Annotated in this window: 22 protein-coding genes; 9 read left to right on the plus strand and 13 right to left on the minus strand. The window is 73.6% G+C overall.

Annotated elements, in window-relative coordinates; translation table 11 throughout:
- Nucleotides 1-29: 29 nt before the first annotated feature.
- Together ACH4DX_RS21820 and ACH4DX_RS21825 are read right to left on the minus strand one after the other, a co-directional pair.
- Nucleotides 30-311: a DUF397 domain-containing protein gene (locus ACH4DX_RS21820; RefSeq protein WP_398121102.1), complete on the minus strand. Its 282-nt coding sequence runs from the start codon at nt 309-311 to the stop codon at nt 30-32.
- Nucleotides 293-1,135 (minus strand): helix-turn-helix domain-containing protein, encoded by an 843-nt coding sequence (locus ACH4DX_RS21825; RefSeq protein ID WP_398121461.1) that lies wholly within the window; start codon nt 1,133-1,135, stop codon nt 293-295. The genes ACH4DX_RS21820 and ACH4DX_RS21825 overlap by 19 nt, the downstream gene beginning before the upstream one ends.
- A 184-nt stretch (nt 1,136-1,319) precedes the next feature.
- On the opposite strand from ACH4DX_RS21825, the gene ACH4DX_RS21830 reads away from it, so the two are divergent.
- Entirely contained in the window at nt 1,320-1,547 is a 228-nt protein-coding gene (locus tag ACH4DX_RS21830; RefSeq protein ID WP_398121104.1) for a hypothetical protein, read from the plus strand.
- The gene (locus tag ACH4DX_RS21835; RefSeq protein ID WP_398121106.1) at nt 1,544-1,801 is read left to right on the plus strand and encodes a hypothetical protein; all 258 of its coding nucleotides are present in this window, start codon (nt 1,544-1,546) and stop codon (nt 1,799-1,801) included. Before ACH4DX_RS21830 ends, ACH4DX_RS21835 begins: the two co-directional genes overlap by 4 nt.
- A gap of 101 nt (nt 1,802-1,902) precedes the next feature.
- On the opposite strand, the gene ACH4DX_RS21840 is transcribed toward ACH4DX_RS21835, so the two are convergent.
- Complete coding sequence (locus ACH4DX_RS21840) at nt 1,903-2,832, minus strand: trypsin-like serine peptidase (protein ID WP_398156319.1); 930 nt, start codon at nt 2,830-2,832, stop codon at nt 1,903-1,905.
- Between the two features lie 262 nt (nt 2,833-3,094).
- Here ACH4DX_RS21840 and ACH4DX_RS21845 point away from each other — a divergent pair, with 262 nt between their 5' ends.
- Nucleotides 3,095-4,477 carry a hypothetical protein gene (locus tag ACH4DX_RS21845; RefSeq protein ID WP_398156320.1) on the plus strand — a complete coding sequence of 461 codons (1,383 nt, stop codon included), beginning with the start codon at nt 3,095-3,097 and terminating at the stop codon, nt 4,475-4,477.
- A gap of 57 nt (nt 4,478-4,534) precedes the next feature.
- Here ACH4DX_RS21845 and ACH4DX_RS21850 read toward each other — a convergent pair whose 3' ends face one another.
- The 4 genes from ACH4DX_RS21850 to ACH4DX_RS21865 all read right to left on the minus strand — a co-directional run bounded on the left by ACH4DX_RS21850 (nt 4,535) and on the right by ACH4DX_RS21865 (nt 8,596).
- The gene (locus tag ACH4DX_RS21850) at nt 4,535-5,509 is read right to left on the minus strand and encodes an ABC transporter substrate-binding protein (RefSeq protein ID WP_398156321.1); all 975 of its coding nucleotides are present in this window, start codon (nt 5,507-5,509) and stop codon (nt 4,535-4,537) included.
- A gap of 53 nt (nt 5,510-5,562) precedes the next feature.
- Complete coding sequence (locus ACH4DX_RS21855) at nt 5,563-6,471, minus strand: ABC transporter ATP-binding protein (protein ID WP_398156322.1); 909 nt, start codon at nt 6,469-6,471, stop codon at nt 5,563-5,565.
- Nucleotides 6,468-7,514 (minus strand): FecCD family ABC transporter permease, encoded by a 1,047-nt coding sequence (locus tag ACH4DX_RS21860; RefSeq protein WP_398156323.1) that lies wholly within the window; start codon nt 7,512-7,514, stop codon nt 6,468-6,470. The genes ACH4DX_RS21855 and ACH4DX_RS21860 overlap by 4 nt, the downstream gene beginning before the upstream one ends.
- A gap of 83 nt (nt 7,515-7,597) precedes the next feature.
- On the minus strand, nt 7,598-8,596 hold the full coding sequence (locus tag ACH4DX_RS21865; RefSeq protein WP_398121118.1) for a FecCD family ABC transporter permease: 999 nt from the start codon (nt 8,594-8,596) through the stop codon (nt 7,598-7,600).
- Between the two features lie 66 nt (nt 8,597-8,662).
- Here ACH4DX_RS21865 and ACH4DX_RS21870 point away from each other — a divergent pair, with 66 nt between their 5' ends.
- The gene (locus tag ACH4DX_RS21870; RefSeq protein ID WP_398156324.1) at nt 8,663-9,325 is read left to right on the plus strand and encodes an HAD family hydrolase; all 663 of its coding nucleotides are present in this window, start codon (nt 8,663-8,665) and stop codon (nt 9,323-9,325) included.
- On the opposite strand, the gene ACH4DX_RS21875 is transcribed toward ACH4DX_RS21870, so the two are convergent.
- Nucleotides 9,289-9,552 carry a hypothetical protein gene (locus ACH4DX_RS21875; protein WP_398121122.1) on the minus strand — a complete coding sequence of 88 codons (264 nt, stop codon included), beginning with the start codon at nt 9,550-9,552 and terminating at the stop codon, nt 9,289-9,291. The two genes, ACH4DX_RS21870 and ACH4DX_RS21875, sit on opposite strands and share 37 nt — an antisense overlap.
- A gap of 220 nt (nt 9,553-9,772) precedes the next feature.
- Between ACH4DX_RS21875 and ACH4DX_RS21880 the strand changes: the two genes are divergently transcribed.
- Nucleotides 9,773-10,156, plus strand: a complete 384-nt coding sequence (locus tag ACH4DX_RS21880) for a cold-shock protein (protein WP_016642928.1) — start codon at nt 9,773-9,775, stop codon at nt 10,154-10,156.
- A 113-nt stretch (nt 10,157-10,269) separates the two neighbouring features.
- Here the strand turns inward: ACH4DX_RS21880 and ACH4DX_RS21885 are convergent, their stop codons facing one another.
- The 4 genes from ACH4DX_RS21885 to ACH4DX_RS21900 all read right to left on the minus strand — a co-directional run bounded on the left by ACH4DX_RS21885 (nt 10,270) and on the right by ACH4DX_RS21900 (nt 14,213).
- Nucleotides 10,270-11,154: a 1,4-dihydroxy-6-naphthoate synthase gene (locus tag ACH4DX_RS21885; RefSeq protein WP_398121124.1), complete on the minus strand. Its 885-nt coding sequence runs from the start codon at nt 11,152-11,154 to the stop codon at nt 10,270-10,272.
- Entirely contained in the window at nt 11,147-11,860 is a 714-nt protein-coding gene (locus tag ACH4DX_RS21890) for a futalosine hydrolase (RefSeq protein ID WP_398156585.1), read from the minus strand. The genes ACH4DX_RS21885 and ACH4DX_RS21890 overlap by 8 nt, the downstream gene beginning before the upstream one ends.
- A complete protein-coding gene (locus ACH4DX_RS21895) occupies nt 11,857-12,357 on the minus strand; it encodes a DUF2771 domain-containing protein (RefSeq protein ID WP_398121126.1) in 501 nt (166 codons plus the stop codon). Before ACH4DX_RS21895 ends, ACH4DX_RS21890 begins: the two co-directional genes overlap by 4 nt.
- A 395-nt stretch (nt 12,358-12,752) precedes the next feature.
- Complete coding sequence (locus tag ACH4DX_RS21900; RefSeq protein WP_398156325.1) at nt 12,753-14,213, minus strand: MFS transporter; 1,461 nt, start codon at nt 14,211-14,213, stop codon at nt 12,753-12,755.
- A 548-nt stretch (nt 14,214-14,761) separates the two neighbouring features.
- On the opposite strand from ACH4DX_RS21900, the gene ACH4DX_RS21905 reads away from it, so the two are divergent.
- The 4 genes from ACH4DX_RS21905 (at nt 14,762) to ACH4DX_RS21920 (ending at nt 21,557) form a co-directional block, all read left to right on the plus strand.
- Nucleotides 14,762-15,817 carry a DUF3027 domain-containing protein gene (locus tag ACH4DX_RS21905; RefSeq protein ID WP_398121128.1) on the plus strand — a complete coding sequence of 352 codons (1,056 nt, stop codon included), beginning with the start codon at nt 14,762-14,764 and terminating at the stop codon, nt 15,815-15,817.
- 390 nt (nt 15,818-16,207) lie between these two features.
- A complete protein-coding gene (locus ACH4DX_RS21910) occupies nt 16,208-19,486 on the plus strand; it encodes a molecular chaperone Hsp90 (RefSeq protein ID WP_398156326.1) in 3,279 nt (1,092 codons plus the stop codon).
- A gap of 281 nt (nt 19,487-19,767) precedes the next feature.
- On the plus strand, nt 19,768-20,625 hold the full coding sequence (locus tag ACH4DX_RS21915; RefSeq protein ID WP_398156327.1) for a calcium-binding protein: 858 nt from the start codon (nt 19,768-19,770) through the stop codon (nt 20,623-20,625).
- Between the two features lie 140 nt (nt 20,626-20,765).
- A complete protein-coding gene (locus tag ACH4DX_RS21920) occupies nt 20,766-21,557 on the plus strand; it encodes a DUF5707 domain-containing protein (protein WP_398156328.1) in 792 nt (263 codons plus the stop codon).
- Between the two features lie 41 nt (nt 21,558-21,598).
- On the opposite strand, the gene ACH4DX_RS21925 is transcribed toward ACH4DX_RS21920, so the two are convergent.
- Nucleotides 21,599-24,001 (minus strand): HAD-IC family P-type ATPase, encoded by a 2,403-nt coding sequence (locus ACH4DX_RS21925; RefSeq protein ID WP_398156329.1) that lies wholly within the window; start codon nt 23,999-24,001, stop codon nt 21,599-21,601.
- Nucleotides 24,002-24,034 lie beyond the last annotated feature (33 nt).

The following is a 24,034-nucleotide window of genomic DNA, read 5'->3' on the forward strand; positions in this document are numbered from 1 at the left end:
TGCCCGCCGGGCCGGGTGTGCGTGGCGGGTCAGCCCCCCGCTTTGACGCCTCCGAGGAAGGCGGACCAGGCGGGGGCCGAGAGGATCAGTGCCGGGCCTGCGGGGTTCTTGCTGTCACGTATGGGGACGAGCCCTGCCGGGCTGTTGTCGGCGACTTCGAGGCATGCGCCGCCGTTCGAGTTGCTGTGGCTGCTCCTGCGCCAGGAGGCGGTGGCCAGGAAGTCGTGGGAGACCTCTACGCATTCGCCGCCGGCCGAGTTGCTGTAGGAGCTCTTCCGCCAGGCGGCAGCGCTCAGGTCGATGGTGCGCAAGGCACTTCCTCCAAAATCTGCCCGATAAACTTCCGCGATGCTACGGGGGACAAAGTCTTGTCGCGCACCGCATCGTAGGCACGTTGCAGCAACTCAACTTCCCCGACTGTCTCGATCAGTTCACCCCGGAAGGGGTTCTCAAGGTAAGCCACGGAACGCCCGTCCGACAGGCGCAGAAACATCGTGGCCAGGCTGTCCAGACCGTGCAGGCCCGCCGCCTGAGGCAGTACATGCAGCGCCACGTTCGGACGTTCGGCCATCTCCGCAAGGTGCTCCAGCTGCACTCGCCATGCCTGTGGGTCCCGCAGCGGTGTCCGCAGTACAGCCTCAGACAGGACGCTGCGGAAGGGGGGCGGGTCGTCACCCTCCAGCAGCACCTGCCGACCTATCCGCGCTTCGACCTGTCGCGTCAGTTCTTGGCCCTTGAAGCCGCCAGCCGCGAGTAGCTCGTACGCGTACCCCTCTGTCTGAAGAAGCCCAGGAGGCACGCTCACGGCAAAGTGCCACAAGTTCACCGCCTCAGCTTCCAGCGCCATGTACCGCCGGTACTGCTCACGGAACTGCGCCGGGTCGCCGATGGCCAACTCCCACAGCGTCAGCAGAAACCTCGGCGTCCCGTAATGCTGATCCAAGGCCTCCGCCACCTCGGGCCCGCCCAGGGTCTCCCCCTTCTCCATCTTCCCGAAGAGGGACGGATCCCAGCCCACCACCTCCCCCAGCCGCCGCAGGCTCTCCCCCCGCCCGGTGCGCAACGCGCGCAGCTCCTCCGCGAAGCGGAGCCTCGGTTCCTGACTACGGCCAGTGACTGCCCGCCTGGGCGGCATGACGTTCTCCTCCACGGCAGATGCGGAACTACCCCCGTACGCCCCGGAACTACAGCCGGTCGGCGGTATTCACCCCCGAATCCCGGGCCATGCTCGAAGTACCCGGAATACGCACGGTAGCCCAACCGTCGCTCTCCGCACAGGACTTCCTGCGGAGAGGGTCCGGACCCGGGAGGTGGAGCGGATGTACCCAGCCAAGCCCGCGCTCGGCAGCACCGTCAGGGACGGCACGACCGGCGCCCTCGGCCGCGTGATGGGCCACGAGGGCCCCTACGTACAACTAAGGCCCCTCGCGGGCGGCAGGGAGTGGGACGCCGACCCGGCAGGGGTCGAACTCGTGGACGCCACCGAACTGCTGAGCGCCCGCGTCGCCGTGGCGAACGAGCACAGCCGGAAGGCGATGAAGGGATGACGGCACAGGGCGCGAACTTCGCGTCGCCGGAGGAGCTGTGCGGCGGCATGGTGGTCTACGACCGGGTCTATCAGATGCCCGCCGTGGTGCGGCGCGTCGACGGCCTGTACGTGGAACTGTCCCGTCCGACGGGAATGGAGTGGCGGGTGGCCTTCTACCGGCTGCGCCGGGCCACGGAGTGGGAGCACCGGCAACTCGTGGCGGTCGGCAGGCTGCACAGACAGCGCCAGCGGGGCCTGGTGGTCGGCGACTGAACCGAAGGCAGCGAAGGCAGCGAGGGCGGCGCAGGCGGCGAAGGCTGCGGTACGGCGTCACCGGGGCCGCCCGGTGACGCCGTACCCCGCCCGACCCGCCGTCAGGCGCGCTGCGCCTTCTCGTACACCTTCTTCGCGAGGGAACCGAAGACCTCACCGAACATCTTCGTCGGCTCCAGGGAGTCGAGCGAGCTGTTGACCGAGATCAAGGTGCCCCGGCCGGTGGTGGCGCTGAAGTCGGCGAACCAGGGTCCGCCGCTGGCGCCGCCGCTCAGGTCGCAGGGGATGGACTGCGTGCCCTGGTCCTTCTTGGCCCTGCCGACGCACCGCAGCAGCGACTCGCCGCGCTGCGGGCGGGTGGCGGAGTAGCCGAGGGCGGAGACCGTGCCGCCGACGGGCCGGTCGAAGGCGACGGCGCGGCCGCCCACGACGTCGGTGAGCTTCCTGCCGTTCTTGTCGGGCGAGACGACGAGCGCGGACAGGTCGTCGGTGGACTCCGTCTCCCACGCGCGCGGGGTCATGGCCTGGCGGACCGGGAACACGCCGTGCGGCGCCTTGCCCTTGTGGTAGCCGGGGGCGAACACCATCGACGAGTTGGTGTTCCAGGGGGAGGAGCCCCGGCGCACGCAGTGCGCGGCGGTCATCACGGCGGAGCGGTTGGCGCTCTGCACGGCGGTGGCCGTGCACCAGGTGTCGGCGCCCGTGGAGTTGACGAAGAACAGCCGCCCCACGGTCTTCAACTTGGGCCCCTCCCACGGCTTGGCCTTCGGCCCGGTCGGGCCGAGGTCCACCGACCGGCCGACGGCCTTCATGCGGGCGGGCGTCCAGTAGGCGAGGGCCTCCTCGCGCTCCGCGGCCTTGAACTTCAGTACGGACACCGGGTCGGCGGCAGCGGCGGGAGCCGCCCGCGGGGTGACGGCCGTCGCCGGGACCGCCGCGACGAGGGCGAGGGCCGTACCGGCCACGGCGAGTCCGGTGGCCCGGCCACGGAGACGGCGGACCACGGAAACGGAAGAGGGTGTCGCGGGCATGGCAGGTGTCTCCTCGGCAGGCGACGGTCAGCGGGCACGGGTGTCGGACGCCCAAGGAGAGTGCGACAGACGTGTGTTCGGTTGGCGCGCGGCGGGCGCTGTCGACGTTCTGTGACACGAGAGGGCGCGCGAGAGTGCGAGGGGGCGCGAGAGGGGCTGATGATCTCACCGTATGCGGGGGACCCGGGGCCGCGGATCACGGTAACGTCGAGGTCCGGGCCCACAACACCGCAGCCAACACCGCAGCCCCGGAGGGAACTTCGTGGGGATCGAGAGCGACCAGCTCGTCTTCGACTACCTGAGCCGCGTCGGCGACGTGGCCCAGCAGCGTCAACTGCCGTCAGGCACCCGGATGCGGCTGGTCTCGGGACTGCGCGGCGAGATCGACCGCCGCCGCGTCGGCGCCCCCGACAGCCCCGCCGCGGTCCGCCGCATCCTGGACCGCCTCGGCTCGCCCGACGACCTCGTGGACGCGGCGGCCGACCACCCCGACGACGTGTCCGCGGCCATCCCCGCGCCGTCCGACGAGCCGACGACGTCGTCGACGGCGGCCCGGCTGCGCCGCGTCGTCCCGGAGCCGGGCCGCCTGCGCCGCGCCGTGCCCCGCCCGCGCCTGCGCCCGGCACCGGCCCGCAAGGCCGACCGGGGCCGCGAGGCCGACCCGGCCGGGGACTTCGGGGACGCCGGGAGTGCCGGGGGTGCCGGGAGCGCCGGGGGTGCCGGGACCGCCCGGGGTGGCCGGGACGCCGGTGCTTCGGCCGACGACCCCGGCGCCCGTCCCGCCCGCCGTCCGCCCGCCCGCGCCGCCCGCCGCGCCGCGCAGGCCCCCGCGCCCCCGCCGCCCCCCGGCCCCGCCCCGCCGCACCTGGCGAGCACCGAGGAACTCGGCGACCACGCCGACCTCCCGCCCGACTGGTGGCGGGTGGGCGGTGAGGGGTCGGGCCCCGCCCCGGAGCGCGACACCGTGCACGGCTTCACGGGCGGCGTGGAGATCCCGGAGATGCTCCAGCGCCCTTCCGTGACGATGGACAAGCCCGGCGCGGCCGGGACCGCGGGCGGCACCAAGGCCCCCGGGGCCGCCGCGGACGACGACGAGGACGACGCGTACGACGAGGACGAGGGCGGGGAGGGCGGCGGCGCCGTCGAGGCGGCGGTCCCGCGGCGCCGGTTCCGGCCGCTGCCCTCCGCCGCGAAGCGCCCCGCGGGGCGGCCCGCGCTGCCGGAACCCGCGCCCAGGGGCGCCGCGGCGAAGGCGGGGGACGGCGCCGCGAAGGCCGCGGTCGCCGTCCGGGCCGTGTCCCTCAGCAGCCCCATGGTGCTGCTCGCCGCGGCCACGCTCGTCGCGGGCGCGGTCATCGGCAACTGGTTCGCGCTGACCGCGGGCTGGGTCGTCGCCTGGTTCTCGCGCAAGCTCAGCGGCGCCGAGAAGAAGGTCGGCGTGTTCGTGCTGCCCGGGCTCTCCGTCGCCGCGGGTGTCGGCTGGCTGTGGGGGCGCTCGCAGGGCAAGTGGGGCGAGACCATCGTCAAGGGCCATATGAACGAAGCCGTGGCCGAGACCTGGCCGTGGGTGGTGCGCGGCGCCGCCGTCGCCTCCGCGCTGTTCCTGGTGTGGCGGTCGCAGCGGCGGGGGCCGGTGGAGGAGTAGCGGCTCCCGGGGGCCGGGAGCCGGGGGGCGGGACCCGTCAGCCGGGTCCCGGCGGGCCTACTTCCTCGTGAGGTCCGCCCGCAGCTCGTCCAGGATCTTCGCGGCGGCGGTGTAGCCGATGCCCTGGATCCACAGCTCGTCGTCGACGACGTGCACGTCACCGGACTTGACCGCCCGCATGTTCTTCCACAGGCCGCTGCCCACGGTCTGCGTCTGCTTGGCCTTCTCCGGATCGCCGTACGTGGACCGGAAGATGACGTCGGCGTCAGCGAGGTCGATCTTCTCGGGCGACACGTCGTAGGAGAAGCCGTCCTTGGCCTTCGCGGAGATCGGCGCCCGCCCGAGGCCCACGTCCTTGAGGATCGTGGCGATGTAGGTCTGCTCGCCGTAGACGCGGATGTCCGCGCCCTCGATGAAGCGCAGGACGTTCACCTCGGTCGCCCCGGCCTTCGCGGGACCGCCGAGCGCCGCCGTGACCTCCTTCGCGTGGGCGGTGTAGTCGGCGACGGCCTTCTTCGCCTCCGCCTTCCTGCCGAGGGCGTCGGCGTGCGTGCGGAAGTTGTCCTTCCAGGGGTAGCCGGTGGTCTCCGTCATCACCGTCGGGGCGATCTTCTTCAGCTGGTCGTACTTCGCCGCGTGCCGGATCTTGGAGGTGAGGATCAGATCGGGCTTCAGCGCGGCGATGGCCTCCAGGTTCGGGTTCGTCATCTCGCCGACGTCCTTGACGCCCGCGACCTCGTCCTCCGGCAGATAGCTCAGGAACCCGCCGGACGCCGAGACGTGCGTGGCGCCGACCGGCTTCACCCCGAGAGTGATCGCGGAGTCCAGCTCGGCGGTGTCGAGCACCACGACCCGCTCGGGCCTCTCCTTGACCTCGACGTCACCCATGGCGGTCTTGACGGTACGCGTCCTGCCCGCGCCCGCGCCGGAGCCGCCCGAGTCGTCGGAGGAACCGCAGGCCGACAGCGCGAGCACACAGGACAGGACGAGGGCGCCGGACAGGGCGAGGGGGCGGCGGGAGGATCCGTTCATGAGGCAGGCCTTTCGTCGGGAGAGGGCTTGCGGTCCTGGGGATCTGCGGGGTCTTAGGGAACTGCGGGGTCTTCGGGGTCGGCGGGTTCTTCGGGGGTGGCCGGGTCGGCCGGGGGGCCGGGGGCCGGTGCCTCCGCGGCGGGGGGCGGGGGCTGCCACGGTGTGCCGGGCACCACCAGCGGGGACCCGGTGACCGGATCGGGGACCACCACGCACTCCAGGCCGAAGACCTCGCGTACGAGGTCCTCGGTGACGACCTCGGCGGGCGTGCCGGTGGCGGCGATCCGCCCGTCCTTCATGGCGACGAGGTGGTCGGCGTACCGGGCGGCCTGGTTCAGGTCGTGCAGGACGACCACGACGGTCCGCCCCCGGTCGTGGTTGAGCTGCCGCACCAGGTCGAGGACCTCGACCTGGTGGGCGATGTCGAGGTATGTCGTCGGCTCGTCCAGGAGCAGCAGCTCCGTCTCCTGGGCGAGCGCCATCGCGATCCACACGCGCTGCCGCTGCCCGCCCGACAGCTCGTCCACGGGCCGCTCGGCGAGCGCGGTCACGTCGGTGCGCTCCATCGCCTCGGTCACCGCCCTCTCGTCGGCGTCGGACCACTGCTGCCACCAGCGCTGGTGCGGCTGCCGGCCGCGCGCCACCAGGTCGGCGACGGTGATGGCCCCGGGGGCGAGGGGGGACTGCGGGAGCAGCCCGATGCGCTGGGCGATGTGCCGCGTGGGCAGCTTCGCGAGGGCTTCGCCGTCGAGCAGGACCGCCCCGCCCCTGGGCTTGAGGAGGCGGCCGAGCGCCCGCAGGGTCGTGGACTTGCCGCAGGCGTTCGGGCCGACGACGACGGTGACCCGGCCGTCGGGGACCGCGAGGTCGAGGCCGTGCACGACCGTGCGGTCCTCGTAGGCGAGGGTCAGCTCGCGGGCCGCGAGGCGGGCGTGGGCGGGGGTGCGGGCGGGGGCGGTCACGCGGTGCCTCCATCGCGGACGGTACGGCTGCGCACGATCAGCCAGATCAGGTACGGGGCTCCCACGGCCGCCGTCAGGACGCCCACCGGCAGCTCGGTCGGCGCGAACAGCCTGCGGGCGAGGAGGTCGGCGGCGACGACCACGAGGGCGCCGAGCAGGGCCGAGGAGAGCAGCGGGATCTGCGCGGTGCGGGTGAGGCGGCGGGCGATCTGCGGGGCGAGCAGCGCGACGAAGTCGACGGGGCCCGCGGCGCCCGTCGCCAGCGACGCGAGGACGACGCCGAGCAGGACCAGGCCGAGGCGGACGCCGCCCAGGCGGGTGCCGAGCGCGGTCGCCGTGTCGTCGTCCAGGGTGACCGCGCGCTGGGCCCGTGCCGCCCAGGCCACGAAGGGGAGCAGGGCGAGGAGGGTGAGGGCGAGGGGTTCCGCCTCCGGCCAGCCGCGGCCGTTCAGGGAGCCCGTCATCCAGATCTGCGCCTGCTGGGCGACCAGGTGGTCGCCCTTCGTCAGGAACAGCGTGGTCACCGAGCGCAGCGCGATGGCGAAGCCGATGCCGACGAGGACGAAGCGGGTGGCGTGCAGGCCGCCCCGCCAGGCGAACACGTACACCAGGGCGGCGGCCAGGGTGCCGCCCGCCACGGCGAGGTACGGGAGCGCCGTGTGCCCGGTGAGGCCGTACGTCATCGCGCCCACCGTCAGGGCGCTCGCGCCCTGGCTGATGCCGATGATGTCCGGGCTGGCCAGGGGGTTGCGGGCGACCGTCTGGATGAGGGCGCCCGCGACGCCGAAGGCTCCGCCGACCAGGAGGCCGACCGTCATCCTCGGGGTGCGGAGGGTGTTCACCACCAGGTCGTGGGGGGTGGGGTGGCCGAAGAGGGCCTTCAGGGCTTCCTCGGGGGGTACGTAGGTCTCGCCCGTGCAGAGGTACGCCAGGCAGGCGGTGGCCAGTAGGGCGGCCAGGGCGGCCGCTACCGCCCCGGAGCGGCGGTGGACCAGGAAGGTCGCTTGCCGGAACCGGAGTACCGCGTAGCCGGGTGGGCGCATACGTGACGGCTGGCCGGAACATGGGCTGTGCCCACCCGTTCCGCCCTCTGGGCGAACCGGTTGCCCACAGAGGTTGGAGACCTTCACGCCGTCACCGCCCTTCTGCGCACCAAGGTCACCAGGAACGGCACCCCGATCAGGGCGGTCATGACGCCTGCCGGGACCTCGCTCGGGGGGAAGAGGATGCGGCCGGTCGTGTCGGAGGTGAGGAGCATGACGGGGCCGAGGAGGGCGGCCAGGGGGAGGGTCCAGCGGTGGGCGGTGCCGACGAGGGCGCGGGCGATGTGGGGGACCGCGAGGCCGACGAAGGCGACGGGCCCGGCGGCGGCGACGCCCACGGCGGTGAGGACGGTGGCGCCGAGTCCGCCCACGACCCGGACCGCCGCGACCTTCTGGCCGAGCCCCTTCGCCACGTCGTCGCCGAGGGCGAGCGCGTCGAGCCCCCGGGCGACGGACAGGACGAGGAGGAGGCCCAACAGGAGGAACGGCCAGATCCTGGCGGCGATGTCGGCGTCACGCCCGGACAGCGAGCCGACCTGCCAGAAGCGGAACTCGTCGAGCGCGGAGGCCTCGGTGGTGAGGACGGCGGTGGTGACGGAGACGAGCAGGGCGTTGACGGCGGCACCGCCGAGGGCGAGCTTCACGGGGGTGGCGCCGCCCCGCCCGCTGCCGGCGATGGCGTACACCGCGACGGCGGCGACGCACGCACCGGCGAAGGCGTACCCGACGTAGCCGGTCAGCGTGTGCGCGCCCGCCCAGGCGATGGCGAGGACGACGCCGACGGAGGCGCCCTGGCTGATGCCGAGGATGCCGGGGTCGGCGATGGGGTTGCGGGTGATGCCCTGGAGGGCCGTACCGGCGACGGCGAGCGCGGCGCCCACCATCACCCCGACGAGGGTGCGGGGCACCCGCATCTCCCGGACCACCTCGGCGGCGTCACCCTGCCCACCGCCGACGAGGGCGTCGAAGACGTCGTACGGAGAGATCGCGCGGGCGCCGACAGCGAGGCTGAACAGGACCGCGAGCAGCAGGGCCACCACCGCCGCCGTCATCGCGACAGCGCGTCGGACGGACACACGCATCGGGACAAGTCTAGAGCGGAAGGGGCGCCCGCGCCCCGGTATCAGGGCGCTCGGCAGAATGGAGTCATGACCTCACGGACCGACCGGGCACCCGGCGCACTCACCGTCGGCTTCGACCTCGACATGACCCTGATCGACTCCCGCCCCGGCATTCGCGCCTGCTACCTGGAGCTTTCCGCGCGCACCGGTACATACATAGACGCGGACCTCGCGATCACCCGGCTCGGGCCTCCCCTGGAGGAGGAACTGAGGCACTGGTTTCCAGCCGATCACGTGGCGCCCATGGCCACGCTCTACCGTGAGCTCTACCCCGCGTACGCGATCGAGGCGTCGCCCGCGATGTCCGGCGCCCGCGAGGCCGTCGCCGCGGTACGGGCGGCGGGCGGGCGCCCGCTGGTCGTCACGGCGAAGTACGAGCCGAACGCCAGGCTCCACATGAAGCACCTGGGCTTCGACGTGGACCTCGTCGGCAACCTGTGGGCCGAGCAGAAGGCGCAGGCCCTGCGCGAGTACGGGGCCTCGGTGTACGTCGGCGACCACACCGGGGACGTACGCGGCGCGCGTACGGCGGGCGCGCTGTCCGTAGCGGTGCCGACCGGGCCGTGCGACGCAGCCGAACTGCGCGCCGCGGGCGCCGACGTCGTACTCGACGACCTGAACGCCTTTCCGGCCTGGCTGGCCGCCCGCACCGCCTACGGTGCCGAGGGGCCCGCGGCTGACCTGGCCTGACGGCGCTGGTGGGCGATGGAGCGCAGCACACCTCCGCCCGCGATGAGGAAACCGACGCCCATCAGCATGCACACGGCATAAGCGACGGGCGGGAATGGGTCCGCGCCGAGGAACAGCGGGGCCACCGTGACCAGAGTGGCCACGGCGCCGACGAAGAAAACGATCGCGCCAATCCGGACGAGTCCGTCGCCCGGCCCGGTGGAATTCGCTTGGGTTTTGTCACGCACCGGACCAGGGTAGTTCCCAGCGCGAAGGAAGAAACCGGGGACGTCTTGTCACCGGCGCAGGGACCCATAGTCTTGGAGCCGGCGGGTCGGGCGACCCGCTGTACTGCTATCCAGAGCCGATTACGCATGCCCGGCGGGCCGTACGGTCCGCCGGGCGGCGTCGCGGCACCCACGTGTACACCCACGTGTACGACGACGAGTACGAGGACGAGGACTTCACGTGCCTACCGGCAAGGTCAAGTGGTTCAACAGCGAGAAGGGCTTTGGCTTTCTCTCCCGCGACGACGGCGGCGACGTCTTCGTGCATTCCTCCGTACTGCCCGCCGGCGTCGACACACTCAAGCCCGGCCAGCGCGTCGAATTCGGCGTGGTGGCGGGCCAGCGCGGGGACCAGGCCCTTTCCGTGACCCTTCTCGACCCGACCCCGTCGGTCGCCGCGGCCCAGCGCCGCAAGCCGGACGAACTGGCGTCCATCGTCCAGGATTTGACGACCCTGCTCGAAAACATTACGCCCATGCTGGAAAAGGGGCGTTACCCCGACAAGGCCTCCGGCGCGAAGATCGCCGGTCTGTTGCGGGCGGTGGCGGACCAGCTCGACGTGTGAGCGTCCACGTTCGGGTGGCCGCGGCGCGCCGCGCCGCGGATCGCGCTGCGCGCTCGTCCTCGAACGTCGTCCTCAAACGCCGGACGGGCTGAGATCTCCGCCGCATCCAGCCCTCAGGGAAACTCCAGGGCGCCCGGGCGCAGGGCAGGGACCAGGCCTTCCGCGGCCGCGCGGGTGAGGAGGCCGCGGACCGCCGCGTAACCGTCCTCGCCGAGATCCGCCGTGAACTCGTTCACGTACAACCCGATGTGCTGATCGGCGACGGCGGGATCCATCTCCTGGGCATGGTCGAGGACATAGGGACGGGAGGCCTCGGGATCGTCCCAGGCCATCCGCACGGACGTGCGGGCGGCCGAGGCGAGCCCCCGCAGGGCCTCCTCCCCGAGCCCGCGCCGGGCGACGATCGCCCCGAGCGGAATGGGCAGCCCGGTCGCCGCCTCCCAGTGCTCACCCATGTCGGCCAGCTTGTGCAGCCCGTAGTCGCGGTAGGTGAACCGCGCCTCGTGGATGACGAGCCCGCCGTCCACCTTCCCGTCCCGCACGGCGGGCATGATCTGGTCGAACGGCAGGACGACGATCTCGGCGACACCACCGGGCAGCACATCGGCGGCCCACAGCCGGAACAGCAGATAGGCGGTCGACTTCTCGCTGGGCACGGCGACCGTCCCCCCGGTGAGGTCGACCCCTGCCTCCCGGGTGAGGACCAGCGGCCCGCACCCGCGCCCGAGGGCGCCGCCGCAGGGCAGCAGGGCGTACTCGTCGAGGACGTAGGGCAGGACGGCGTACGACACCTTCAGGACGTCGAAGTCGGCGTCGGCGGGGGCCCGGCCGTGCGCGGTGGCCTCCGCGATGCCGTTGGTGATGTCGATGTCGGCGAAGGTCACGTCGAGCGCGGGGGCGCCGGGCACCCGGCCGTGCGCCCACGCGTCGAAGACGAAGGTGTCGTTAGGGCAAGGCGAGTAGGCGATCTTCAGGGGGCGGTCCGGGTATTCAGTCATGCCTGTTCCAACTCTCCAGTACGGGCGTGAACTTCCCGAACGCCCCGGTGAGCGCGGCGAGGGCGGCGCCGATGCGCCAGGCGGCGCGGTCGCGCGGGCCCACCGGGTTGGAGATCGCGCGGAGTTCGATGACGGGCAGGCCGTGCGGGGCGGCGGCCTCGGCGACGCCGAAGCCCTCCATCGCCTCCGCGAGGGCCCGCGGGTGCCGGACACGCAGCTCGGCGGCGCGCTCGGCGGTGCCGGTCACGGTGGAGACGGTGAGGACGGTGCCCGTCGTGGCGCCCGTCGCGGTGGCCAGGGCGGCGACGAGGGCGGGCGGGGGTTCGTGGGTGACCCGGCCGAAGCCGAGTCCGGTCACGGGCACGAAGCCGTCGGGCGTCTCGGCGCCCAGGTCGGCCGCGGTGACGGCGTCGGCGACGACGAGCGAGCCGACGGGCGCGTGCGGTGGGAAGCCGCCGCCGATCCCGGCGGAGACCACCAGGTCGTACGGGGTGCCCTGCGCTTCGGCGAGGGTGAGGGCGCGGGCCGTGGCGGCGGCTGCGGCGGCCGGTCCGACGCCGGCGACCAGCAGTTCGACGACGGGGCCCGCGGGGGAGCCGTCGGCGCCGTGCAGGCCGGACGCCACCGCGTCCCTTTCGGCGGGGACCGCGGTGGCGATCAGGACTCGCGGGCCCGGGGGCCGGGTCCGGGGCGGGGTCCCGGTCAGGCGTCCGAGTCCTTCTTGAACTTGAACGACCACAGACCGGTCGCCTTCGCGCCGCCCTCGGCCTTGCCGCCCTCCAGGAGGCTCACCGTGGTCGACTTGCCGCCGCCCCCGTACTGCTGGTTGAAGAACACGCTGCCCGGGATGACGACGTACGTCTTCTTGCTGGCCTCCGTCAGCGGCTGCCCGTTCATCAGGAGCGTCCAGCCCTTGTCGGCGACCTCCGGGTCCACCCCGAAGCGGACCTTCTCGTCCGGGTCGACCGTGATGGACTTGATGTCCGTCTTGTCCTTCAGGCACTTCTGCACCTCGGACGGCTTCAGCTCCTTGCCGTCGTTGTAGCAGGCGGCCTCGGAGTGCACGGACTTGCTGCCGACCGTCACGGTGGCAAGGGGCGTCGGCTTGTCACAGGCCGACAGGACGAGGAGTCCGGCGGAGACGGCGCCGAGGGCGGCGACGGTGCGGCGGCGACGCGCCGAGCGGAGTACCAGGAGGGTCATACCCGAAGGTTATCGGGCCAGGGCCCGACGCCCCCCAGGCGGGGGTACGGCGTGCCGTGCCCCGTCAGGGCCACGGGTGCGCCCCGTCAGGGGCGCGGGGAACGGCGCGAGCGGCCGACGACTGGCCGCAGTCGCGTCTGCGTGCTTGCTCGGCAGATGCGTCTGCGGCGTTTCCTGGGCTGAGCGCGCAGTTCCTCGCGCCCCTGGGCGGGGGGTGCGTGTGGTGCCCCGTGAGGGGCGCGGGGAACTGCGCGAGCGGCCGACGACAAGCCGCAGACGCGTCTGCACAGTTGCTCCGCAGACGCGTCTGCGGCGTTTCCTGGGCTGAGCGCGCAGTTCCCCGCGCCCCTGGGCGGGGGGTGCGTGTGGTGCCCCGCGCCCCGGGCGGGGGCGCGTTAGACGACTCGGGGGCGGCCGAGGCCGCCGGTGCGGCGGGAAGCTGTCAGGAGGCCCTTCGCCGTGGGAAGCCACCCCGCCGCGACGATCACGGCGGCGACGGTCAGGCCGAGCGTGCCGTTGAGGGGCAGCGCGATGCCGATGCCACCGCCCACCACCCACGCCATCTGCAACAGCGTCTCGGACCTGGCGAACGCCGACGTACGGACGGCCTCCGGCACGTCCCGCTGGATCACGGCGTCCAGGGACAGCTTCGAGAGGGCCTGCGCGAAACCCGCGACGGCCGCGAGCGACGCGATGCCCACCGGCCCGTAGAACAGCACCGCGCACACCGCGACCCCCAGCACCACCGCCACCACGGTCACGATGATCAGCTCGGGGGCCCGCGCCTTCAGCCACGCCCCGACAGCCGTACCGAGCGCGTTGCCCGCGCCCGCCGCCACGCCCACTATCCCCAGGGACACCGCCGCGCTCTGCCCGCCCATCGGATGCTCGCGCAGCAGGAACGCGAGGAAGAAGATGAGGAACCCGGACAGCCCGCGCTGCGCCGCGTTCACGACGAGCCCGTGCGTCACGGACGGGCCGACGGTACGCAGCCCGAGCCGCCCCCGACGCGAGGTGTCGTCGTCCCGGTCCTGGCTCCGGTCCTGGCCCGCGTGCCGCTCGCGGTGCCGCTCCCGGGCGCGCTTCAGACGCAGGTGCTCCTCGTCGGCCGCGAGCAGCGCCTTGCTCTCACCCTTGGCCGAGTCCACCTTGTGCGGCAGCGTGAACGACAGCACCGTGCCCGCGATGAACAGCGCGAAGGCCCCGTACAGAGGCCAGCGCGCCCCGAGCGCCTGGAGCCCCGCCCCGACGGGCGCGGCGACACCCGTGGCGAGCAGCCCGCTGAGCGTCACCCGGGAGTTGGCCTTCACCAGCGAGAAACCCATGGGCAGCAGCCTCGGCACGACGGCGCTGCGCACGACGCCGTACGCCTTGGAGGCGACGAGCACGCCGAGCGCGGCCGGATACAGCTCAAGACCGCCCGTCACGACGGCGCCCGACAGCATCAGGGCGAGCAGGGCACGCGCCAGCATCGCGCCCGCCATCGCGGCACGGCGGCCGTGCGGCAGGCGGTCGAGGAGCGGGCCGATGACGGGGGCGAGGAGCGTGAACGGGGCCATCGTGATCGCCAGGTACAGCGCGACGCGGCCGCGGGCCTCGTCCGTCGGCACGGAGAAGAACACCGTCGACGCGAGCGCCACGGTGACCATGACGTCACCCGCGCCGTTCACCGCGTGCAGCTCGATCAGCTTGCCGAGCCCCGACTCGCCCGCACCGTGCGCGTGCGTGGCCTTGCGGATGCCCTTGGCCGTACGTGTGAAGGGCCACCGCAGGGCGCGCCCGAGCGCCCGGGCGGCCCGGGTGCCCGCACCCGGCCGCCCGGTGGGGCGGGACGATGACCACTTGACGCCAGTCACGCAGTCATAGTGCCCCGTAGGACGCAGGACTAGCGGGATATTCGCATCGGGTGCGCAGCCGGGGGCCACCAGCCCGCCCGCCCTTCGAGGACGAGCGAGGACGAGCGAGGACGAGGAGGACGAGTGGAGATGAGCGGAGGCGAGCGGAGGCGAGCGGAGGCGGGTGGGGACGAGTGGAGGCGGGTGGAGACGAGTGGAGGCGGGTGGAGACGAGTGGAGGCGGGTGGAGACGAGTGGGGACCAGAGCCGAGGCCCGAAACGAGTGGGGACGAGGGCCGAAGGCCCGAAAGCGGGGGGACGGGGGCGCCGCCCCCACAGCCACCCGGTACGCCGGTGTGGGCCCAGGGGCCAGAAGAAGGTAGCGTGCGTAACGCGCTACGGCGGTTGTCCTCGGCCGCGCGCCTCACGGTCATCCCGCAGAATGGATGGCGAAGGTGCGCCCGGCGACGTCGGGCGCGGACGTCGACGCGGCCCCCTGGTCCGCTCCGTTCGTGCCCCCGCGTCAGGGTGGCGCACTCGTGAGACGGCGTAGGAGAGAAGCGATACCTGTGAGCGCAGCGACAACGCGAAGCCGTACCCCGCGCACCCCGCGTACCCCCGACCGTCTCTGCGCCGAGGCGGTGGGCCTCGCCCGCACGGCCGCCGAGGAGGCCGCCGCGCCGGGCGTGGTCGGCGAGCACGTCGAGGTCGTCGTCGAGGGCGACCGCGTGGTCACGCATCTCTTCGAGTGCAAGGAGCCGGGCTACCGCGGCTGGCGGTGGGCCGTGACGGTGGCCCGCGCGTCCCGCGCGAAGTTCGTCACCCTCGACGAGACGGTGCTTCTGCCCGGGCCCGACGCGCTGCTCGCACCCGAGTGGGTGCCGTGGAGCGAGCGGCTCCGGCCCGGCGACATGGGGCCCGGCGACCTGCTGCCCACAGACGCCGAGGACCTGCGCCTGGAGCCCGGCTACTCCGGCGACGACGAGCCGCCGCCCAACTCGGTCGCCGCGGGCCCCGCCGGCGTCCCCGGCGTCCCCGGCGGGCGCGGTGTTCTCGCAGCCCCCGACGACTCCGGCCCCTCCGACGCCTCCCGCTCCTCCCGTCCCGCGCGCCCCTCCGTCCTCTCCGGCGAGCTGGCCGAGCGGGCCGACGCGGAGGACGCCGACGTCACCCCGGTCCCGCCCGCCGAGCTGACCATCACGCCCGCCCGCGGCTCCCTCGCGTCGATCGCCGACGAGCTGGGCATGCGGCGCGCCCGGGTGCTCTCGCGGTACGGGCTGCACACCGCCGCCGACCGGTGGGACGAGGCGTACGGCGCCAAGACCGCGATGGCGCAGGCCGCGCCCGCCGCCTGTGTGAGCTGCGGGTTCCTGGTGCCCATCGGCGGGTCGCTCGGGCAGGCGTTCGGGGTCTGCGGCAACGAGTTCGGTCCCGCCGACGGGCACGTGGTGTCCCTCGCCTACGGCTGCGGAGGGCACTCGGAGGCCGCCGTCATGCCGAAGCCGCCCCGTCCCGCGCCGCCCGTCCTGGACGAGACCAAGGTCGACGTGCTGCCGCTGCGGCCCGATCCCGACTCGGGGTCGGTCTCGCTCGCGGGGGTCGGCGAGGACCTCGGCCACTCCTAGCCCCCACGGTTCCTGGGACTCCCCCCTGACCCCGCACGGCCGGGCCCGCCCGCCCCTGCCGGGCGTCGGGCCGCGCGTGCGCACCCCCCGGCGGGGACCGGCCACCGCGCTACCGCCCGTCGGGTCCTCCGCCTGCCCGTGACCGTCCGCCTCGCGTGTCAGGACCCTCGTGTGCGGCGGGGCGCGCGGAGGGGAGCCCACGACGCGCGGTAGCGCGGCGGAACCGGTCACCGGGCCGCACCCGGAGCCCGGTACCCGGGGACGGGGAGCGGGAGGGCACCGGCGGTCCACCCACCGCCGGGACGCGGTACCGTCGGCCCCCGACCCACCACCACCGCCACCGACCGCGGCCGCGGGCCCCGCGGCGCAGGCAGAGGGAGAGCGAGCACCGTGAGCAAGTTCGTGCGGCCGGCCGCCGAGGGGAGCGACCCGTTCGGCACCGCCCGCCTGCGCCGCTCCGTCCTGGAGACATGGGCGGCGAGCCCGGCCCGGTTCCGGGAGGACGCCAACGCCGAGGAAGACCTCGCGCTCGGCGGCTACCGCGACCGCCTGGTCGTCGAACTCGCCCAGAACGCCTCCGACGCCGCCGCCCGCGCGGGCGTACCGGGCCGCCTGGCCCTCACCCTGCGGGACGGAACCCTCGCGGCCGCCAACACCGGCGCCCCGATCGACGCGACGGGCGTGGAGTCCCTCTCCACGCTGCGGGCCTCCGCGAAGCGCGCGGACCGCGACGACCGCCTCGACCGCGCCCTGCCCGACCGCGCCACGGCCGGGCAGGACGAGGCACCCCTCGCGGACCCCGCCGCACGGCGGACGACGGGCCGCTTCGGCGTGGGCTTCGCCGCCGTACTCGCCGTCTCCGACGAACCCGCGGTCGTCGGACGCACCGGCGGCGTCCGCTGGTCCCTCGCCGAGGCCCGCGAACTCGCCGACGAGACCGCACGCTTCAGCCCGGGCCTCGGTGACGAGATCCGCCGCAGGGAGGGCCACGTACCGCTGCTGCGTCTGCCGCTGGCAGCGGAGGGCGCCGCTCCGCAGGGGTACGACACCGTCGTCATCCTGCCGCTGCGCGACGCGGCGGCAAAGGACCTGGTGACCCGCCTCCTCGACGGGGTCGACGACGCGCTGCTGCTCGCGCTGCCCGGCCTCGACGAGGTCACCGTCACCGTCCAGGACGCCCCGCCGCGCACGCTGCGCCGGTCCGCCGAAGGCCCGTACACCGTCGTCGAGGACAGCCGCGACGGCACCACCCGCTGGCGCACCGTCAGCGACCAGGGCACGCTGGCCGCCGAGCTGCTCGCCGACCGGCCCGTCGAGGAGCGGCAGCGCCCGTACTGGCACCTCACCTGGGCCGTGCCCGCCGGGCCCGACGGCGCCCCGGAGCGCCCCCGTACCACCGCGGTCCTGCACGCGCCGACCCCCAGCGACGAGCCCCTCGGCGTCCCCGCCCTGCTCATCGCCTCCTTCCCGCTGGACACCAGCCGCCGGCACGCCGCGCCGGGGCCGCTCACGGACTTCCTGGTGGAGCGCGCGGCGGACGCCTACGCCGAACTCCTCGCCGGGTGGCGCCCGGTGGGCGAGGACATCATCGGTCTCGTACCGGGCCCGCTCGGCAGGAGCGAGCTGGACGGGGCGCTGCGCCAGGCCGTCCTCGACCGGCTGCCGCGCACCGAGTTCCTGCCGCCCGCCGTCCCGCCCGCCGCGACCGGCACCGGCACCGACGCCACCGACGCCGACACCGGTCACCACGACTGGCCCGACGCCGAGACACCGGTGGCCCTGCGCCCCCGTGACGCCGAAGTCGTCGAGGGCGCGGGCGCGGACACCGTGCGGGTGCTCGCCGAGGTACTGCCCAGCCTGCTGCCCGCGGGCCTGGAGCGGCGCAGCGAGCTGCGCACGCTCGGCGTCGCCCGCGTCCCGCTGACCGACGCCATCGACAGGCTCGCCGGTCTGGAGCGCGAACCGGCCTGGTGGCGGCGGCTCTACGACACCCTCGCGGGCGTCGACCCCGACCGGCTCTCGGGCCTGCCGGTGCCCCTGGCGAACGGCCGGACCACCATCGGGCCCCGCCAGGTCCTGCTGCCCGCGCCCGGCGCGTCCGGCGGAGCCGCCCCCGAGGCCCTGGCCCGCCTCGGCCTCAAGGTCGCGCACGCCGACGCCGCCCATCCCCTCCTGGAGAAGCTGGGCGCCCTGCCCGCCACGCCCCGAGCCGTCCTGACGACTCCGCAGGTGCGGGCCGCGGTCGCCGCCTCCCTCGACGACGACGACAGCTGGTACGGGGACGCCGACGCGGGGGTGGGCGGGCTCGGCGCCGACGACCTCGCCGACGTCGTCCTCACCCTCGTACGCGACGCGGAGCTGGCCCCCGGCGACGAGCCCTGGCTCGGCGCCCTCGCGCTGCCCGACGAGGACGGGGAGCAGGCGCCCGCCGGTGAACTGGTGCTGCCCGGCAGCCCCTTCGCGCAGGTCGTGCGGGAAGGGGAGCTGGCCGAGGTGGACGCGGACCTCGCCGGGCGGTGGGGGGAGCAGCCGCTCGCCGCGTGCGGGGTGCTCGCCTCCTTCGCCCTGGTCCGCGCCACCGACGTCGTCCTCGACCCGGACGACCTGGAGCCGCGCGACTCCGACTTCGCCGAACCCGACGACGCGGGGCTGCTCGACGCCGTCGACGTGTGGTGCGAGGACGTGCTCGACCGGCTGCCGGACACGCCGGTGCCGCCGGTCGCGACGGAGCTGGTCGCCGTGCGCGACCTCGACCTCGTCGACGACGCGCACTGGCCGCGGGTCCTCACGATGCTCTCCCGGCCGCCGCTGCGCGACGCGCTCGTGCACCCGGTGCGGGTGCTGCTTCCTGACGGTACGACGGAGAGCGTGCGGTCCTACACCGCCTGGTGGCTGCGCGGGCACCCGGTCATCGGGGGGCGGCGGCCCGCGGGGCTGCGGGCCGCGGGCGGGGACCCGCTGCTCGACGGGCTCTACGACGACGCCGACGCGACCGGGTTCGAGGACGAGCAGGTGCTGCGGGCGCTCGGCGTGCGCACCTCCGTCGGCTCGCTGCTCGCGGAGCCGGGCGGCGCGGCGGAGCTGCTCGACCGGCTCGCGGACCCCGAGCGGACCGTGTCCGCCGCGCAGTTGCACGCCCTGTACGGGGCGCTCGCGGATTGCGACCCGGACCGGGTGACGCTGCCGGACGACGTGCGGGCCGTCGTGGACGGCGAGGTCGTCGTCGTGGACGCCGCGGACGCCGTCGTCGCCGACGCCCCGGACCTGCTGCCGTTCGCCGCCGGGCTGCCGCTGCTTCCCGTCGCCCCGTCGCGGGCGGCGGACCTCGCCGAGCTGTTCCAGGTGCGGCGCCTGAGCGAGCGGTTCCCCGCGGCGGAGGCCGTCGCCTCCGGGGACGGGGTCGAGCACGAGGTGCCGGACTCGGTGCGGGTGCTGCTCGGGCCCGCGACCCCGGCCACGTACCGCGAGTACGACGAACTGCTCGTCGACGGCGTCGACCTGGAGTGGCGCCGCACCGCCGACGGCGTCGTGCACGCGGCCACCCTGGAGGGCGTCGCCGCCGGCCTCGCCTGGGCCGCCCGCCAGTGGCCGCGGCGCTTCGAGGTGGCGGCGCTCCTCGAGGACCCGTCGCGCACGGAGGAACTGGCCAGGGACCGCTGGTTCGACTAGGGGGCGGGGCCGTCGGGGGGTCCGCCTGCGGGTCTGCCGATGGGTCCGCCTGCGGGTCTGCCGACAGGCCCGCCTGGGTCTGCGACGGGCCCGCCTGCGGGTCCGCCTCCGGGCCTGCCTGCGGGGCCTGAAACAGCCTGGCGCAAAACTTCCCCCGCGCGTACAACCCCTGGCCATGGCTGGGGGTCTGATCTGCCGGGTCAACAGACTCCTAGATCATCGGGACCTCGTGTGCGGGCGTCAGCGCCGCGGGGCCCCCTTCTCCCCCTGGGGACATCACCATGCGCATCCGTGCCACCGTCGCCGCCGTCTCCGGCACCCTGGCTCTGTCCGCTCTCGCCGTTCCCGCCGCGCACGCGGGCGACGGCCCCGCCGCCCCCCGGCTGTCCGCGTCCGTCGCCGACGCCTCCGAGGCCGCGGGCGGGCAGCGCGTCGCCGCCGCGGCGGGCGACATCAAGGTCACCAAGGTCACCGTGAACGACGGCAAGGACGTCTCGATCGGTACGACGGCGAAGAAGCGGTTCAAGCTCGCCTTCACCGCGACCGCCCCGTCCGGCATCGACGTCTCCAGCGGCTTCCTCTGGCTGGGCCGTGACCTCGACACCGCCGACGTCATCACTCCCGCGACCCCGGCGGAGTACAACCCCACCTGCGTCGACGTGAACGACACCACCTCCACCTGCACGCTCTACGTCACCGCGGACCCGGCGCGGCTCGGCAACGCCGGTGCGGGTGTGCGCTGGAACGCCTACGCGGCCGTGACCGACAACGAGGGCACGCAGGTCAAGCTGAAGAACCTGAAGTCGGACGTCCGCCTCCAGCGCGCCTCCCGCCTGACGGTCAACGCCTCCCCGGAGCCGGTGAAGAAGGGCCGGACGATCACCGTGGCCGGTGCCCTGACGCGCGCCAACTGGGACACGAAGAAGTACGCGGGGTACACGAAGCAGTCCGTGAAGCTCCAGTTCAAGAAGAAGGGTGCCTCGGCCTACACCACCGTCAAGACGGTCAAGTCCGACAGCAAGGGCAACCTGAGGACCACGGTGAAGGCGTCCGTGGACGGCACCTTCCGGTACGTCTTCGCGGGCACGTCCACGACCCCCGCCGTCACGTCGGCGGGCGACGCCGTCGACGTCCGCTGACTTCCCGAGCGGCTCGCTCCTGAACCGCCGGCTTCCTGAGGCGTCTGCTTCCCGACCCGCTCGCTCTCTCACCCGCTCACCCGACCCCGCGGTATCGCCCCCCGGCGTGCCGCGGGGCTCCGCACCCCCCCGAGGACCACATGCGCATCCGCACCACCACCACCACCGTCGCCGCCCTCTCCGGCGCCGTCGCCCTGTCCGCCTTCGCCGTCCCGGCCGCGCAGGCCGCCGACTCGGTGCAGGGCAGCACCAGGATCACGAAGGTCGTCGTCAACGGCGGCAAGGACCTCGTGGTCGGCACGTCCACCAAGCGGTTCACCGTCACCGTCACGGGCACCGACCCCAAGGGCATCAAGGACGGCATCGCCCTGCTCTGGCGCGGCACGAAGTTCGAGCCGGAGCTCCTCACGGGCGTCCTCGCCCCGGGCGACGAGGCCAAGTGCACCAAGGTCGACGCGACCACCGGAACGTGCAAGCTCTCCTTCGAGGCCTCCCCGCGCGAGACCCTCGCGAACCGCAACGCGGGCCAGTGGAAGGTGCTTGCCGGACTCCTCGCCAAGGGCAGCGCCGAGGACCACGTCGTGAAGGAGAGGTACAAGACCGTCACCGTCAAGCGCGCCGCGAAGCTCACCGTCAACGCCTCCCCGGAGCCGGTGAGCAAGGGCCGGACGATCACCGTGGCCGGTGCCCTGACGCGCGCCAACTGGGACACGAAGAAGTACGCGGGGTACACGAAGCAGTCCGTGAAGCTCCAGTTCAAGAAGAAGGGTGCCTCGGCCTACACCACCGTCAAGACGGTCAAGTCCGACACCAGGGGCAACCTGAGGACCACGGTGAAGGCGTCCGCGGACGGCACCTTCCGGTACGTCTTCGCGGGCACGTCCACGACCCCGGCCGTGACGTCCTCGGGTGACGCCGTCGACGTGCGCTGACGGCGGCGGCGTCCACCCGGGGGCGGAAAGGGGGGCCGGGGCTAGGCGGTGAAGCGGCGGTCCACCCAGCGGAAGGCGATCTCGATCAGCGCTGACGCGACCGCCGCGATCCCGACCGCCGCCCACGGCATCGTCGTACCCACCAGCTTGAGGGCGAAGAAGTCCTGGAGCCAGGGGACGACGAGGACCAGCAGGAAGCCGAGGCCCATCGCGGCGACCAGGCCGACGCGCCACCAGGTGTAGGGGCGGGCGATGATCGCCAGGACCCACAGCGACACCAGGAAGAGGGCCAGCGTCGCCGCGCTGGTCTCGGCCTCGCGGGCGCCCTCGCCGGTGTAGTGGTGCCGGGCGACGAGGTACGTCGCGAACGTGGCGAGCGCCGCGATGATGCCGCCCGGAAGCGCGTACCGCATGACCCTTCGGACGAAGTGGGGCTTGGCCCGCTCCTTGTTGGGCGCGAGCGCGAGGAAGAACGCGGGGACGCCGATCGTGAGGGTCGAGAGCAGCGTCAGGTGGCGGGGCAGGAAGAGGTACTCCACCTGCGAGCAGACCACCAGCAGGGCGATGACCACCGAGTAGACGGTCTTCACCAGGAAGAGGGTCGCCACGCGGGTGATGTTGCCGATGACGCGGCGGCCCTCCGCCACCACCGACGGCAGCGTCGCGAAGCTGTTGTTCAGGAGGACGATCTGCGCGACCGCGCGCGTCGCCTCCGAGCCCGAGCCCATGGACACGCCGATGTCCGCGTCCTTCAGGGCGAGGACGTCGTTCACCCCGTCGCCCGTCATCGCGACCGTGTGGCCCTTGGATTGCAGGGCGCCCACCATGTCCCGCTTCTGCTGGGGCGTCACCCGGCCGAAGACGGAGTTGGCGTCCAGCTCCTCGGCCATCTCGGCCCGGTCGTCGGGCAGCCGCCGCGCGTCCACCGTGTTCGCCGCGCCGGGCAGGCCGAGCTTGCCCGCGACCGCGCCCACGGACACCGCGTTGTCACCGGAGATGACCTTCGCCTGGACGTTCTGCTCCTCGAAGTACCGCAGGGTGTCGGCGGCGTCGGGGCGCAGGCGCTGCTCCAGGACGACCAGGGCGGTCGCGCGGGCGTCCCTGGCGACCTCGGGGGCGTCGAGGTCGCCGGCCGCGCGGGCCAGGAGCAGGACGCGCAGGCCGTCGTGGTTGAGCTGCTCGATCTCGTCGAGGGCCGGGTCGCCGGAGGGAAGCAGCACGTCCGGCGCGCCGAGCAGCCACGTCGAGCTCTCGCCGTCGCCCTCGCTGAAGCTCGCCCCGCTGTACTTGCGGGCGGAGGAGAACGGCAGCGCCTGGGTGCAGCGCCACTCCTCGCTGTCGGGGTAGGCGTCGATGATCGCCTGGAGGGACGCGTTGGGGCGCGGGTCCGACTCGCCGAGCGCGCCGAGGACCTTGCGTACGTACGTCTCGTCCGCGCCGTTCAGCGGGCGCAGCTCCGTGACGTCCATGCCGCCCTCGGTGAGCGTGCCCGTCTTGTCCAGGCAGACCGTGTCGACGCGGGCCAGGCCCTCGATGGCGGGCAGCTCCTGCACCAGGCACTGCTTGCGGCCGAGCCGGATCACGCCGATCGCGAAGGCCACGGAGGTGAGCAGGACGAGACCCTCGGGGATCATGGGGACGATGCCGCCGACCGTGTAGGCGATCGACTCCTTGAAGTTGTCGTCCTTGACGACCAGCTGGGAGATGATCAGGCCGATCGAGGTCGGGACCATCAGCCACGTCACGTACTTCAGGATCGTGGAGATGCCCGAGCGCAGTTCGGAGTGGACGAGCGTGAAGCGGCTCGCCTCCTCCGCGAGCTGCGCCGCGTACGCCTCGCGGCCCACCTTCGTCGCCGTGAACGCGCCGCCGCCCGCCACCACGAACGAGCCCGACATCAGCTTGTCGCCCGGCTTCTTCAGGACCGGATCGGCCTCACCGGTGAGCAGGGACTCGTCGACCTCGAGGCTGTCGGCCTCGACCGTCTCGCCGTCCACAGGGATCTTGTCGCCGGGGCCGAGCTCCACCAGGTCGCCGAGGACGATCCCGGAGGTGGAGATCTCCGCGGCCACCCCGTCGCGCCGCACGGTGGGCTTGGCCTCACCGATCACCGCGAGGCCGTCGAGGGTCTTCTTGGCCCGCAGCTCCTGGATGATGCCGATGCCGGTGTTGGCGACGATCACGAAGCCGAAGAGGCTGTCCTGGATCGGCGCGACGAACAGCATGACGACCCAGAGCACGCCGATGATCGCGTTGAAGCGCGTGAAGACGTTGCCCCGGACGATCTCCGATGTGGACCTGCTGCTGCGGACGGGTACGTCGTTGACCTCGCCGCGGGCGACCCGCTCGGCGACCTCCGCCGCCGTGAGACCGGTGGCTCGTCCCGCAGGGGGCGCCGCCGGGTGGACCGGGTCCAGCTCGGCGCCCGCGTCGATATGCGTCATGGCACCGACGGTACGGGGGGAAGGTGGCCGGCA

The organism is Streptomyces sp. NPDC017940, from assembly GCF_044328435.1.
GTDB lineage: Bacteria > Actinomycetota > Actinomycetes > Streptomycetales > Streptomycetaceae > Streptomyces.